11 protein-coding genes and 2 riboswitches are annotated in these 13786 nt (G+C 72.7%); of the genes, 3 read left to right on the top strand and 8 right to left on the bottom strand.

Annotated features, from left to right (window positions below; all coding sequences use genetic code 11):
• Nucleotides 1-224: 224 nt before the first annotated feature.
• On the bottom strand, nt 225-1325 hold the full coding sequence (locus tag ABTY61_RS14560) for a PRC and DUF2382 domain-containing protein (protein ID WP_350505312.1): 1101 nt from the start codon (nt 1323-1325) through the stop codon (nt 225-227).
• Between the two features lie 223 nt (nt 1326-1548).
• Nucleotides 1549-1652, top strand: a riboswitch (glycine riboswitch).
• A gap of 1 nt (nt 1653) precedes the next feature.
• A riboswitch (glycine riboswitch) is annotated at nt 1654-1785 on the top strand.
• 103 nt (nt 1786-1888) lie between these two features.
• On the opposite strand from ABTY61_RS14560, the gene gcvP reads away from it, so the two are divergent.
• On the top strand, nt 1889-4789 hold the full coding sequence (gene gcvP / locus ABTY61_RS14555; RefSeq protein ID WP_350505311.1) for an aminomethyl-transferring glycine dehydrogenase: 2901 nt from the start codon (nt 1889-1891) through the stop codon (nt 4787-4789).
• A gap of 105 nt (nt 4790-4894) precedes the next feature.
• On the opposite strand, the gene ABTY61_RS14550 is transcribed toward gcvP, so the two are convergent.
• The gene (locus ABTY61_RS14550) at nt 4895-5086 is read right to left on the bottom strand and encodes a DUF5999 family protein (protein ID WP_350505310.1); all 192 of its coding nucleotides are present in this window, start codon (nt 5084-5086) and stop codon (nt 4895-4897) included.
• 428 nt (nt 5087-5514) lie between these two features.
• A complete protein-coding gene (locus ABTY61_RS14545) occupies nt 5515-6087 on the bottom strand; it encodes a hypothetical protein (RefSeq protein ID WP_350505309.1) in 573 nt (190 codons plus the stop codon).
• A 391-nt stretch (nt 6088-6478) separates the two neighbouring features.
• On the opposite strand from ABTY61_RS14545, the gene ABTY61_RS14540 reads away from it, so the two are divergent.
• Both ABTY61_RS14540 and ABTY61_RS14535 read left to right on the top strand, forming a co-directional pair.
• Nucleotides 6479-7984 carry a glutamate-cysteine ligase family protein gene (locus ABTY61_RS14540; RefSeq protein ID WP_350505308.1) on the top strand — a complete coding sequence of 502 codons (1506 nt, stop codon included), beginning with the start codon at nt 6479-6481 and terminating at the stop codon, nt 7982-7984.
• A gap of 89 nt (nt 7985-8073) precedes the next feature.
• Nucleotides 8074-8862, top strand: coding sequence for a CPBP family intramembrane glutamic endopeptidase (locus ABTY61_RS14535; protein ID WP_350505307.1), 789 nt, complete (start codon nt 8074-8076; stop codon nt 8860-8862).
• Here the strand turns inward: ABTY61_RS14535 and ABTY61_RS14530 are convergent.
• The 5 genes from ABTY61_RS14530 to ABTY61_RS14510 all read right to left on the bottom strand — a co-directional run bounded on the left by ABTY61_RS14530 (nt 8840) and on the right by ABTY61_RS14510 (nt 13779).
• On the bottom strand, nt 8840-9376 hold the full coding sequence (locus ABTY61_RS14530) for an HAD domain-containing protein (protein WP_350505306.1): 537 nt from the start codon (nt 9374-9376) through the stop codon (nt 8840-8842). The genes ABTY61_RS14535 and ABTY61_RS14530 overlap by 23 nt on opposite strands.
• 99 nt (nt 9377-9475) lie before the next feature.
• A complete protein-coding gene (locus ABTY61_RS14525) occupies nt 9476-10750 on the bottom strand; it encodes an MFS transporter (RefSeq protein ID WP_350505305.1) in 1275 nt (424 codons plus the stop codon).
• 75 nt (nt 10751-10825) lie between these two features.
• Nucleotides 10826-11527: a dienelactone hydrolase family protein gene (locus tag ABTY61_RS14520; RefSeq protein ID WP_350505304.1), complete on the bottom strand. Its 702-nt coding sequence runs from the start codon at nt 11525-11527 to the stop codon at nt 10826-10828.
• A 54-nt stretch (nt 11528-11581) separates the two neighbouring features.
• Complete coding sequence (locus ABTY61_RS14515; protein ID WP_502895311.1) at nt 11582-12916, bottom strand: sugar porter family MFS transporter; 1335 nt, start codon at nt 12914-12916, stop codon at nt 11582-11584.
• A 191-nt stretch (nt 12917-13107) separates the two neighbouring features.
• Entirely contained in the window at nt 13108-13779 is a 672-nt protein-coding gene (locus ABTY61_RS14510; RefSeq protein WP_350505302.1) for an FMN-binding negative transcriptional regulator, read from the bottom strand.
• Between the last annotated feature and the right edge of the window lie 7 nt (nt 13780-13786).

Below are 13786 nucleotides of genomic sequence, written 5' to 3'. Positions count from 1 at the left end.
CATAGTGAATGAACTGAAGTAACTTTGCAGGGAGATACTTCAGAGTGTCAAATATCGAGTGGTTAAGATTTGGCAAAGGTGAAGATCTCGCCTGCCACGGACCGGCACTGACGGGCGCTCGGGCGGGGCTGCCGCCGGGGGGAGGTGCAGGTGATCTCGGGCATGACAAGGGCCCCGGATGTCGAGTCCGGGGCCCTTGCTTCGGGGCGGGCGGGGCGGGGCGGTCAGGCCAGCGGGCGCAGGGCGGCGGGGCGGGAGCCGTCGGCGACCTGGTTGAGCGGGGTGCCCGCCTCGGCGGGGGAGTCGGACGGGGTCTCGGGGGCCGTGGCGTCGTGGACCTCGACGTGCTCGCGGCGGAGCTCGTCCCGGACCACCTCCTCCTCCGTGTAGCGCTCGACCACCAGGCGGACCCGCTCGATCGGGGCGAGGTACTTGCGGACCACCGGCCGCTCCTCGCGGAGGGTGACCTCCTCGATCGCCTCGTCGATCTCCTTCTCGGTCAGCGAGTCCCGCTCGGCGTCGCTGACCGGCATCCGCTCCACCCGGACCCGTTCGCGGACCACCGGGACGCGGCGCTCGACCTGCTCGCTGGTCACGTACTTGCGCAGCTTCGCGGTGCCCAGGACGTGCCACTCGGTGGTGATCTCCAGCCGCTCCTCGCGGCAGGTGATCTCGACCGGGCCGCTGGGGGCCGAGGAGGCGGCGGTGCCGTTCGGAGCCGGCGCGGTCGCGGCGGGCTGCGGCTTCGGTTCGACCGCGGGGGCGGCGAGCGGTGCGGTCGCGGTGCCGTTGGCGACCGGTGCGGGGGTGCTGAGGGTTCGCACGTGGGCCTCCGTGGCGGTGTCGGTGCTGGTGTGGGTGGCGGTCGTGGTGGTCATGGCGGTCGTCGTGGGGCCGGGGTCGGCGGAGTGGAAGGCGATCGGCTTGGCGGTCCCGGTGGCCGTGGTGGTGCCGAAGTCGAGGTCGGGCCGGCCGTCCCGGGCGGGCTCCTCGGCGGCCGGGCGGCCGTCCACGGGGGTGTCGAGGCCGTAGTAGCGGTAGAGCTGGAGTTCCTGGGCGGGAGACAGGTGTTGGCCCACGCCGAAGTCCGGCGAGTCCTTGACCAGCGACTTGTCGTAGGGCACCCGGAGCTCGTCGCCGGAGAACTCGCTCGTGGTGAGCGGGACGAAGGCGTCCCGGCCGAAGATGCCGGTCCGGACGGCCGCCCACTCCGGATGCCCGGTGGCGTCGTCCAGGTACACCTCGTCCACCGTGCCGATCTTGTCTCCGTTGCGGTCGACCGCCTTGTGGCCGATGAGGTCCCGGGGGTCGATGTCGGTCTGCACTCTTTCCTCCAAGCGCTGCGCCTGCGGAACTCCCGCAGGTGAGGCGGCCGGAGCACCCGTCCCGTCCGCCACTTCACACCAAAAGCCATGAATCGGACGGGCGCGACCGGGGTGCGCCGGACGGGCTCGGCACTGGGCCGTCCGGGGGACGCGCGTAGACCCGGAGTGACCCGACGCACCCGTGATCGGAAGGCCTCCCGCTGGTACCCTGGGCCGCGACCGCCGAGCCCGCTCGGGAGAGTCCCCGACAGCGAAAACCGCTGGTCGGGGCGCCGAAGGAGCAACTCCTCCCCGGAATCTCTCAGGCATCCGTACCGTGCGGGATAGGTCACTCTGGAAAGCAGGGCAGGACCGCCGGCGCGGGAGCCGACGATCACCACCCTCACCGACGGTGCAAGCCGACGAAGCGCCACAGCGCGACGTGCGGGCGAAGCTCTCAGGTCCCGATGACAGAGGGGGAGGCCTTTCGGGTCCGCCCGCCCAGACCGGTCCGCTGTCCGCAGCGGCGCGGCCGACCGGCGTGCGCACCCCCGCCGGTCCGTGACCAGGAGGCCTCGACCACCATGAACGCCCAGCCGAACGCGGGACGCCCCACCAGCGCCTCGACCCTCACCGAGCTTGAGCTGGCCAGCCCCTTCGAGAACCGCCACATCGGCCCCGACGCGGCCGCGCAGGAGAAGATGCTGGCCGCCGTCGGCTACGGCTCGCTCGACGAGCTCGCCGCCACCGCCGTTCCCGAGGCGATCCGCTCCATCACCGCCCTGGACCTGCCCGGCGGCCGCAGCGAGGCCCAGGTCCTCGCCGAGCTGCGCGAGCTGGCCGGCCGCAACCAGGTGCTCCAGCCGATGATCGGCCTGGGCTACTACGGCACCTTCACCCCGCCGGTGATCCTGCGCAACGTCATGGAGAACCCGGCCTGGTACACCGCCTACACCCCGTACCAGCCGGAGATCTCGCAGGGCCGCCTGGAGGCGCTGCTCAACTTCCAGACCCTGGTCTCCGACCTGACCGGCCTGCCCACCTCCGGCTCCTCGCTGCTGGACGAGGGCACCGCGGCCGCCGAGGCGATGGCGCTGGCCCGCCGCGTCACCAAGGTCAAGGGCGGTGTCTTCCTGGTCGACGCCGAGACCCTGCCGCAGACCATCGCGGTGATCAACACCCGCGCGGTGCCGACCGGTGTCGAGGTCGTCGTCGCCGACCTGTCCGAGGGCATCCCCGCCGAGATCGCCGAGCGCGGCGTCTTCGGCGTGCTGCTCCAGTACCCGGGCGCCACCGGCGTGGTCCGCGACCTCACCCCGGTGATCGAGCAGGCGCACGGCCTGGGCGCGATCGTCGCCGTGGCCGCCGACCTGCTGGCGCTGACCCTGCTGAAGTCTCCCGGCGCGCTCGGCGCCGACATCGCCTGCGGCACCTCGCAGCGCTTCGGCGTCCCGATGGGCTTCGGCGGCCCGCACGCCGGCTACCTCTCGGTGCGCGCCGAGTACGCCCGCTCGCTGCCCGGCCGCCTGGTCGGCGTCTCCGTCGACGCCGACGGCAACCGCGCCTACCGTCTGGCCCTGCAGACCCGCGAGCAGCACATCCGTCGCGAGAAGGCCACCAGCAACATCTGCACCGCCCAGGTGCTGCTCGCCGTGATGGCCTCGATGTACGCCGTCTACCACGGCCCGGACGGCCTGGCCGACATCGCCCGCCGCACCCACCGCTACGCCGCCGCCCTCGCCGAGGGCCTGCGGGCCGGCGGCGTCGAGCTGCTGCACGGCGAGTTCTTCGACACCGTCACCGCCGTCGTCCCGGGCCGCGCCGCCGAGATCGCCGCCGCCGCCCGCGCCAACGGCATCAACGTGTTCCAGGACGGCGAGGACCGGATCTCGGTCTCCGCCGACGAGACCACCACCCGCGAGCACCTGGCCGGCGTCTGGGCCGCGTTCGGCGTCCCCGCGGTCGAGGTCGCCGAGGCCGCCGACGCGCTGCCCGCCGCGCTGCTGCGCGAGGACGAGTACCTGACCCACCCGGTCTTCCACAGCCACCGCTCGGAGACCGCCATGCTGCGCTACCTGCGCCGCCTGTCGGACCGGGACTACGCGCTGGACCGCGGCATGATCCCGCTGGGCTCCTGCACCATGAAGCTCAACGCCACCACCGAGATGGAGGCGGTGACCTGGCCCGAGTTCGGCCAGCTGCACCCCTTCGCGCCGGTCGACCAGGCCGCCGGCTACCTGACCCTGATCCGCCAGCTGGAGCAGCAGCTGGTCGAGGTCACCGGCTACGACGCCGTCTCGATCCAGCCGAACGCGGGCTCCCAGGGCGAGCTGGCCGGTCTGCTGGCCGTCCGCGCCTACCACCACGCCAACGGCGACACCCAGCGCGACGTCTGCCTGATCCCGTCCTCGGCGCACGGCACCAACGCCGCCTCCGCGGTGATGGCCGGCATGCGCGTGGTCGTGGTGAAGACCCTGGTCGACGGCGACGTGGACGTCGAGGACCTGAAGGCCAAGATCGAGCAGAACCGCGACAACCTGTCGGTGCTGATGGTCACCTACCCGTCGACCCACGGCGTGTACGAGACCCAGATCACCGACATCTGCGCCCTGGTGCACGAGGCCGGCGGCCAGGTGTACGTCGACGGCGCCAACCTGAACGCCCTGGTCGGCCTGGCCAAGCCGGGCAAGTTCGGCGCGGACGTCTCGCACCTGAACCTGCACAAGACCTTCTGCATCCCGCACGGCGGCGGCGGCCCGGGCGTCGGCCCGGTCGCGGTGCGCGCCCACCTGGCGCCGTACCTGCCGAACCACCCGCTGCAGGAGGAGGCCGGCCCGGCCACCGGCGTCGGCCCGATCTCGGCCGCGCCGTGGGGCTCGGCGGCGATCCTGCCGATCTCCTGGGCGTACGTCCGGCTGATGGGCGGCGAGGGCCTCAAGCACGCGACCCAGGTCGCCGTGCTGAACGCCAACTACATCGCCAAGCGGCTGGCGCCGCACTTCCCGGTGCTCTACACCGGCCCGGGCGGGCTGGTCGCGCACGAGTGCATCATCGACCTGCGCCCGCTGACCAAGGAGACGGGCGTGACGGTGGACGACATCGCCAAGCGCCTGATCGACTACGGCTTCCACGCGCCGACGATGTCGTTCCCGGTGGCCGGCACGCTGATGATCGAGCCGACCGAGTCCGAGGACCTGCACGAGATCGACCGGTTCTGCGACGCGATGATCGAGATCCGGGGCGAGATCGACAAGGTCGGCTCGGGCGAGTGGGCGGCCGACGACAACCCGCTGCGCAACGCCCCGCACACCGCCGCCACGCTGGCCGGCGACTGGGCGCACGGCTACTCGCGGCAGGAGGCGGTCTTCCCGGCGGGCGTGAACCCGGCGGACAAGTACTGGCCGCCGGTGAGCCGGATCGACGGCGCGTACGGCGACCGCAACCTGGTCTGCTCCTGCCCGCCGCTGGACGAGTACGGGGTCTGATCGGCCGCGCAGGAATGAGGCAGGGCCCTGGCAGAATGATTCTGCCGGGGCCCTGCCCTCTGCGCCTTCGCGCTGACCGGCTGTCGGGCGGGCTGCCGGGCGGGCTCAGGCCGCGTGGGCGACCGGGCGGTGCGGGGCGATCACCCGGCCGTCGGGCAGCAGCTCTCCGGTGTCCTCGAACATGACGACGCCGTTGCAGAGCAGGCTCCAGCCCTGCTCCGGGTGGCAGGCCACCGGCTCGGCGGCCTCGCGGTCCTCGGACTCGGCCGACGGGCACTCAGGACGGTGCTGGCACATACGTGTACCCTCGCTTCGCTCTGCGATCCTCCCCGTGGTGCGGTCACCGGAGGTCGAGCCGTCCCGGGACCGCCGTGGTGGTCGGATCCTGTCCGCGTGCCAGCCAAGTTTGACCGGCACTCAAGTGGGTAGGACAGGTGGTCCTTCCACGCTGGTTCCCAGTGTCGGCATCTGCGGACGCGCGCGCAGCCATTTGGTGACATGCGCCACAACTCCGGGGCAGAGATCACCCGTTCAGGTGGCGACGGGAGGAAATATTGCACCAGTGGGTCAGCCGCGGGATGGCCCGAAGGGGCCATGGTGGATGGCCCGCCCGGGTGGTGGCCGTTCGGGTGAGGCCGACGGGCGGGGCGGGCACCACGAAGGGCCGCCGGGCATGGTGCCCGGCGGCCGGTGCGCAGCGGTGTACGCGCGGGGGCGGCGCGGCCTCAGGAGGAGCCGAGCAGCAGGGAGCCGGCGAGCGGCGCGCGGGCGAGCAGCGGGAGCAGCTCGGCGGCCGGGTAGGCGCGGTGCGCGGTGACGCCGAGCGGGGCCGGGGCCAGTGGGATCAGCAGGTCGGCGGTCGGGCCGGCGTCGGGGCTGTGCAGCCAGAGCGCGGTGGCGTACTGGCCCGGGAAGGTGAGCAGCCGGGGCTGGCGGCGGGAGCGGGAGCTCTGGGCGAGCTGCCAGGCCTCGCGCAGCGCCCGGACGGTGGAGGAGAGGTACGGGCCGGCGGTGAAGTGGGAGAAGGTGTGGCCCTCCGGGCTCTGCACGACCTCGGCGGCGGCGGCGACTTCGGGGCCGTCCTTGATCAGGAAGCGCCAGCCGGTCCGCCGGGCGGCGGGCAGCTCGGGGCGAGGGCCGTCCAGGACGTACACGGCGAGCGGGTGCGCGGGGAGCAGTGGACCGGTCGGGTGACGCAGCGCGGCGGCGGCGGGCTGGCGCAGCGCGGTCTCCGAGTCGAGCGCGCCCAGGACGGCGCGCAGCGCGCTCGGCGGGGGCTGGGGGGTCTGCAGGGTCATGGCGGGGTCCGCCTCTCCAAGCGAGATCGGCGTGCGAATGCGGCATACCGGCGCGGCTCGGTGCGTCCACGGTGACGGGGTCCGGCCTTGTCCGGTTGTGCAGGATCGCGTTGTGCGGGATCGCGGTGCCGGCGTGGTCGTCGCCGTCGACGGGGGCCTCGGAGCGGGGACGGACCGGCCGGAGCGCAGTGCGAACTCAGCGAATTCATCGAACAAATGCGCAGGGTGATCTGTTTATCACAGGCGGTGGCGCCGAGCAAGTCTGCAGATGGCCTGAATTCTCGTCAGATGCCTTGCAATGCAAGCCAGTACGCGCATTCGGGTATCGATCTTCGAGGCGGGCATGATGCTGGCACGGTCGACCGGCCGGGTGTCTCAGGAGGAGGGGACCGTGGGCGAGAAGGTCGTGGCGACTCGGGCGGATCTGGCTGACCGGCAGCAGTACCGGCTCAAGCTCCAGGCCTGCCTGGACGCGCTCGGGCGCATGCTGCGCGAGGACCGCTTCGACCGCCCGAGGGCGGTCATGGGGCTGGAGATCGAGCTCAATCTGGCCGATGAACAGGGCCTGCCGGTCATGCGCAACGCCCAGGTGCTGAGCGCGATCGGCTCCAGCGACTTCCAGACCGAGCTGGGCCAGTTCAACATCGAGGTCAACATTGTGCCGCACCGGCTCTGCGGGCACGTCTTCGAGGAACTGCGCGAGGAGATCGACACCGGACTGCGCTACGCCGACCGGCAGGCGGCCGAGGTGGGCGCCCGGATCGTCATGGTGGGCATCCTGCCGACCCTGGAGAACGACCACACCGGGCTGGACGCGATGAGCCACAACCAGCGCTACAGCCTGCTCAGCGACCAGATCCTGGCCGCCCGGGGGGAGGACATCGCGCTGGACATCGAGGGCGTCGAGCACCTCCAACTGGAGTCGATCACCATGGTCGCCGAGGCCGCCGCGACCTCGCTGCAGCTGCACCTCCAGGTGACCCCGGAGCGGTTCTCCTCGGTCTGGAACGCCGCCCAGGCGATCTGCGGGCCGCAGCTCGCGCTCGGCGCCAACTCGCCCTTCCTGTTCGGGCGGGAGCTGTGGCGGGAGACCCGTCCGGTGCTCTTCCAGCAGGCCTGTGACACCCGTTCGGCGGAGCTCAAGGCCCAGGGCGTGCGCCCGATCACCTGGTTCGGCGAGCGCTGGGTCGACTCGGCCTACGACCTGTTCGAGGAGAACCTGCGCTACTTCCCGGCGCTGCTGCCGATCTGCGACGACGAGGACCCGCTCAAGGTGCTGGCCTCCGGCGGCGCGCCCCGGCTCGCCGAGATGCGGCTGCACAACGGCACCATCTACCGCTGGAACCGCCCGGTCTACGACGTCGCCGGCGGGGTCGCGCACCTGCGGGTGGAGAACCGGGCGCTGCCGGCCGGGCCGACGGTGGCCGACACGCTGGCCAACGCCGCCTTCTACTACGGGCTGGTGCGGGTGCTCGCCGAGCAGCCCCGACCGGTCTGGACCCGGCTGCCGTTCGAGCGGGCGGACGAGAACTTCCGGCAGGGCGCCCGGTACGGCATCGACGCGGTGTTCCAGTGGCCGCGCCCGGGCCGGGCCGGCCGGGGCGGCGGGCTGCAGACCGTGTCGGCGGTCGACCTGGTGCTCAACGAGCTGCTGCCGATGGCCCATCAGGGACTGGACGAGTGGGGCGTGGAGCCCGCCGACCGGGACCGCTACCTGGGGATCATCGAGCAGCGCTGCTTGCGCCGCACCAACGGCGCCGCCTGGCAGAGCGCCACCTTCCACCGGCTGCGCGAGCAGTACGGGATGGACCGCCCGGCCGCGCTCGCCGCGATGACCAGGCGCTACGCCGAGCACATGCGCGGCGGCGAGCCGGTGCACACCTGGCCGGTCGGCTGAGGCGGGTGCCCCGGCCGCCCGCTGTGTCAGGATGATCGCTCCGGTCGTCGGCCGACGACCGGAGCGACCGTCCGTCCGCTGGAGCACCCGTGACGACCCGCCCGACCGCGCCGGAGACCGCGCGGCCCACCCGACGCCTGCTCGGCGCGGAACTGCTGATCGTCCTCGGCCTCTCGCTCGGGGCCAGCGGGATCAGCGCGCTGATCAGCTTCGCGGGCTCGCTCACCGCACCGCTCCAGCTCGGCCAGCAGGTCGCCACCCTGAACGGCTCGCGCGCGCCCGGGCGGCCCTGGCTGGACCTGGTGTGGCAGCTGTACTACATCGGGCGCGGGCTGATGCCGGTGGTGCTGGTCGGCTACCTGCTGGTGCGCGAGGGCGCCTCGCTGCGGGTGCTGGGCTTCGACCTGCGGGAGAAGCTGCGCGACCTGGGCCGGGGCGCGGCCGTCGCGGCCGCGATCGGCGGCTCCGGGCTGGCGCTGTACCTGCTCTCGCAGGCGGCCGGGTACAACCTGACGGTGGCGCCCTCCGGACTGCCGGACGTGTGGTGGCGGGTGCCGGTGCTGGTGCTGTCGGCCTGGCAGAACGCGATCCTGGAGGAGGTCGTCGTCCTCGGCTACCTGCTGCGCCGGCTGGGGCAGCGGGGCTGGTCCTGGCCGGCGGCGCTGGCGGCCAGCTCCGTGCTGCGCGGCTCGTACCACCTGTACCAGGGGGTCGGCGGGCTGGTCGGCAACATGGTGATGGGGGCGGTGTTCTGCCTGCTGTACCGGCGCTGGGGGCGGGTGATGCCGCTGGTGGCGGCACACGCGCTGATCGACACGGTGGCCTTCGTCGGGTACGCGCTGCTCGCCGGGCACGTCAGCTGGCTGCCGACCCCCTGACCGGTGATCCCGGCAGGGACTGGCTGCGCGGCGGGCGGGCGAGCAGCCGGTCGACGTGCCGGCGCTCCAGGCCCTGGCCCGGGTCGATCGGCAGCAGCAGGCGGTCCCGGCGCCACAGCGAGCGGCGGAGCAGCCGGGACGGTATGACGTCGTCCACCCAGGCGAACGGGCGGCCCTCGGCGTAGCGCAGCAGCGGGGCCCACTTGCGGGCGGAGAACATCTGCATCAACGGGACGCGCGGGTCGCCGGGTTGGGGGACGTACCCGGTGAAACGGACGAAGGGCAGCGGGTCCAGGCCGATCGCCGGGGCGATGTGGGTGTTGGCGTGCTCCTCCCAGGTGGTGGCCCAGACCAGCTCGTACGTCCCGGAGAGTTCGCGCAGCCAGGCGCCGTGCTTGGCGGCGAGCAGGACGGTGTAGCCGAGCAGGGTGTGGGAGTCGAATCCGGCGTCCGGATGCGGGCAGACAGGGTTCAGCACCCCGTCGACGTCCAGGAACAGCAGTGGTTTCGGCACCGGTGGCCCCCCGAGTGGTTGGTGTCTCCTACCTGCACGGACGAACCACCCGTACCGGTGGTTGCCTTCCGGCGGGCGCACGCGGGGCGCACAGGGCGCTCACGGCGCGGGTGCGGGCTCACCGGCGGGCACCGTTGCGTCCGGGGTGCTTCGCCGCGGGTCGCGCCGGGACAGCCGGCGGATCTGCGGATCGATCAGGACGACAGCGCTCAGCAGCAGGCACAGCGCGGCGCAGGCCCAGAGCGCGCCGGACAGGCCGAGCGCGGCCGCCGCCGGGCCGGCCAGCGCGGTGCCGACCGGGGCCAGCGAGTAGGAGCCGAGCTCGTCGTAGGCGGCGACCCGGGAGAACATCTCCTCCGGGATCTCCTGCTGGAGCACGACCATCCAGTTGACGCCGAAGACCGTGACGCCGACGCCGGAGAGGAACATCGCGGCGATCAGCAGCGGCAGCGGCGCGCCGGCGGCCAGGGCCAGGGCGGGGGCGCCGAACAGGAACACGCCCCAGTTGCCGACCAGCAGGATCCGGCGGGGGCGCCAACGGGCCATCAGCAGACCGGTGACGACCAGGCCGACGCCGTACGCGGACATCGCTCCGCCCCAGGCGCCCGCGCCGCCCAGGCGTTCGTCGGCCACCGTCGGTCCGTACACCGACTCGACCGTGTTGATGCAGGCGACCACCACGGCGAACTGCAGCACGATCACCCACAGCCAGCGGCGGGAGGCGAACTCCCGCCAGCCCTCGCGCAGATCACGCAGCATGCCGCCGCCGGAGGGGGCGGGCGCGGCCTCGGCCTCCAGGAAGAAACGCAGGGAGGCGGCGATCAGGAAGCAGAGGGCGTCCAGGGCGAGCACCCAGCCCGGGCCGACGGCGGCGGTGAGCGCTCCGCCGAGGGCGGCGCCGCCGATCTGGGAGGCGTTCTGGCCCATCCGGAAGACCGAGAAGGCGCGGGCGGCGTGCTCCTGGGGGACGGCCTGCATGATCATGCCGCCGGCCGCGGGGGAGTAGAGGGCGTAGCCGGCGCCGCCGGCGGCGGAGAGCAGCAGCAGCTGCCACAGTCGGACGTGCCCGGCCAGCACCAGGGCGGCCAGCACGGCCTGGGAGACGGCGCTGAAGAGGTTGGCGGCGACCATCACGTGGTGGCGCGGCAGCCGGTCGGCGAGGGTGCCGCCGAGCAGCAGGAACAGGACGGTGGGCAGCAGCCGGGCGGCGGTGACGTACCCCACCTCGGTGGCTCCGCCGCCGTTGCCGAGGACGGCGAAGGCGGTCGCGATGGGGGCGCCGGCGTTGCCGAGGCCGCTGATCACGGTGGCGGCGGTCTGGATGCGGAAGTTGCGACTCGCCCAGGCGAGGCGGCGGGGGAGTGGGGTGGGCACCCGGGTGACTATGGCCGGAGTTCGTACAGGTGTCTATCCGGTTTTCGCGTCTGCTCCGGTCGGTGGGGCGGGGCGTCAGCCGAGGTGGCCCCAGAGGAAGGTGAGGGTGCGGCGCCAGGCGATCCGGGCCTGCAGGGGGTCGTAGCTGCCGAGCAGGTTCTCGTCGTTCATGAAGGCGTGGCCGGCCGGGTAGAAGTGGATCTCGGGGCGGACGTCGGTGGCCTCGCCGATCCGGATCGCCGCCTCGTCCACGGCGGCCATCGGGATCGAGCCGTCGAGTTCGCCGAAGTGGCCGAGGACGTGGGCGGTCAGGCCGTGGTAGTCGAAGTCCGGATCCGACGGGAGACCGTAGAACGGGACCACGGCGGCCACCCCGTCGCCGGCCCGGGCCGCCAGCATCAGGGCGAAGCCGCCGCCCATGCAGAAGCCGACCGCGCCGACCGCGTCGCCGACCACGCCGTCCAGCGACAGCAGGAAGCCGACCGCGCCGGAGAGGTCCTCGACGGCCCGCTCGACCGGGAGTTCGCGCCTGAGCCGGGCCGCCTCGGCGGGGTCGTGGGTGGTGGCGCCGCCGAACAGGTCGGGGGCCAGGACGGTGAAGCCCTCGGCGGCGAAGCGGTCGGCCATGTCCGCGACGTGCGAGGTGAGCCCCCACCACTCCTGCACCACGATCAGGCCCGGGCCGACCCCCTGCGGAGGGCGGGCCAGGTACCCGTGCGCGGTGCGACCGTTGCTCGGGAAGCTGACGTTCTGCCGGGAGCCGCCCTCGTCTGGCATGGCTTCCTCTCGGTGGGTCGGGCCGCGTGCGGCGCAGGTGCGGGAGGGGGCCGGTCAGCCCATCTCCTCCAGGGCGCGGCCCTTGGTCTCCTTGATGCAGAAGGCCACGAACGGGATGGAGAGCAGCGCGAAGGCCGCGTAGATGACGTACGTCGCGGAGAGGTTCCAGTCCGCGAGGTCCGGGAAGCTGACCGTGATCGCCCAGTTGGCGATCCACTGGGCCGAGGCCGCGACCGACAGGGCCAGCGCCCGGATCCGGTTGGGGAACATCTCGCCGAGCAGCACCCAGACCACCACGCCCCAGGAGAAGGCGAAGCAGAGCACGAACACGTGCGCGGCGATCAGGGCGACGGTGGCGTGGGTGTTGTCCAGGGTCGCGGTGTCGCCGGTGCCCTGCCGGTAGGAGAACGCCCAGGCCGCGGTGCCCAGCGCGGCCGCCATGCCGATCGAGCCGGCCAGGGCCAGCGGCTTGCGGCCGATCCGGTCCACCAGGGCCATCGCGATCACGGTGCCGATCACGTTGATGATCGAGGTGGAGAGGCTGATCAGCAGCGAGTTGGACTCGTTGATGCCGACCGACTGCCAGAGGAAGGAGGAGTAGTAGAAGATCACGTTGATGCCGACGAACTGCTGGAACACCGAGGCGCCGATGCCGATCCAGACGATCGGCAGCAGGCCGAATCGGCCGCCGAGCAGGTCCTTCAGCCGGGGTTTGTGGGCGGATTCCAGCACCGCGCGGATCTCGGCGACCCGGGCGTCGAGGTCGATGTCCGCGCCCTCGACCTCGACCAGCACCTTGCGGGCCTGTGCCTCGCGGTGGTCGGCGATCAGGAAGCGCGGCGACTCCGGGATGGAGAGAGCCATCAGCCCGTACACCAGGGCCGGGATGGTCTCGACGCCGAGCATCCACTGCCAGGCCTGGATGCCGCCGAGGTGGCCGGTGGACTCGCCGCCGGCGGCCTGGTTGAGCGCGTAGTTGGCGAGCTGGGAGATGGTGATGCCGAGCACGATCGCCATCTGCTGGAAGGAGGCGAGCCGGCCGCGGTAGGCGGTCGGCGCGACCTCGGCGATGTAGGTCGGGGCGATCACCGAGGCGATGCCGATCGCGACGCCGCCGACCACGCGCCAGGTGGCGAGGGTCTCGATGTTCGGCGGGAACATCGAGCCGATGCCGCTGGCCGCGAACAGCACGGCGGCCAGCAGCATGGTGCGCACCCGGCCGAAGTGGTCGGCCAGCCGCCCGGCGACCACCGCGCCGGCGGCCGAGCCGAGCAGCGCGATGGCCACCACGAAGGCGGTGGTGCCGTGGCCGACCCCGAAGTGCTTCTGGATGCCGGTCACCGCGCCGTTGATCACGGCGCTGTCGTAGCCGAACAGGAAGCCGCCCATCGCGGCGGCCGCCGAAATGAAGACAACGTGCCCGAGGTGGGCCTCGCCGGAGGCCCGTTGGTGGTGGACTGTGGACACGCGCGCTCCCCGAGTGGACGGGCCCGCCCTGACGGCTGGGCAGGACTCGTCTCACATTCGATCAGCGTGGCGGCCGACCTGCCCGAGTTGGGGACCGATCGGGTGAAACGGGGTCAGTCGGCGGCGCGCGCGGTGGCCGCGCGCCGCTGTCGGCGCCGTTCGTGGCGCCGCAGCAACTGGGTGCGGGCGGCGGCGTCCTGGTCGCGGCGGAGCGCGGGGGCGTCCGCGCGGGCGGCGAGGCGTTCGGCGATCTCGTGCTGCGCCTCGGCCGGCTTCTTGTCGTCGTACTTGAACTTGGCGCGCACCTCCCGGACCGTCAGGCGGAGCCCGCGCAGGCCGGGCAGCAGCCGGCCGAACTCGTTGGCGCCGGGGACCACCCGGACCTCCGGGGTCTCCGGCTGGAAGTGCGCCAGCTGGCGGTTGAGGATCTCCGCCTTGCCCTCGGCGGACTCCACCACCTCGGCGGTGCAGTGGAAGTGGACGGAGGCGTAGTAGCTGGTGGGCGTGCCGGGCTCGCCGCGCCAGTGGCCGGGTGCGAAGGCGTAGCCGTCGGTGACCGCCAGGGTGACGTTCGGGTCGGTGCGGACGGCGGCCAGCAGCGGGTTGGGCGCGGCGAGGTGGAGCAGGATCTCGCCGCGCTCCGCGTCCAGCAGGAAGTGCGTCGGGACGAGCACCGGGCCCGCGTCGGGGCCGCCGTTGGCGGCGAGCAGGCCGAAGTCGCGGCCCTCGGCCAGCCAGGCGCGCCACTCCTCCTCGTCACCGCGGTCCCAGGACCGGATCAGCATCGGACGG

This window comes from Kitasatospora sp. NPDC096128 (genome assembly GCF_040303105.1).
Lineage (GTDB): Bacteria > Actinomycetota > Actinomycetes > Streptomycetales > Streptomycetaceae > Kitasatospora.
The sequence above is the reverse complement of the archived record's forward strand: the minus strand, read 5'-3'. Positions and strand labels throughout refer to the sequence as shown.

Coding starts and splice junctions, on each gene's coding strand:
- ABTY61_RS14515 (WP_502895311.1), bottom strand. CDS start 12,916: ATGGGCGGCTTCCTGTTCGGCTACGACAGCGCCGTGATCAACGGCGCG.
- ABTY61_RS14550 (WP_350505310.1), bottom strand. CDS start 5,086: ATGTGCCAGCACCGTCCTGAGTGCCCGTCGGCCGAGTCCGAGGACCGC.
- ABTY61_RS14520 (WP_350505304.1), bottom strand. CDS start 11,527: ATGCCAGACGAGGGCGGCTCCCGGCAGAACGTCAGCTTCCCGAGCAAC.
- ABTY61_RS14510 (WP_350505302.1), bottom strand. CDS start 13,779: ATGCTGATCCGGTCCTGGGACCGCGGTGACGAGGAGGAGTGGCGCGCC.
- gcvP (WP_350505311.1), top strand. CDS start 1,889: ATGAACGCCCAGCCGAACGCGGGACGCCCCACCAGCGCCTCGACCCTC.
- ABTY61_RS14545 (WP_350505309.1), bottom strand. CDS start 6,087: ATGACCCTGCAGACCCCCCAGCCCCCGCCGAGCGCGCTGCGCGCCGTC.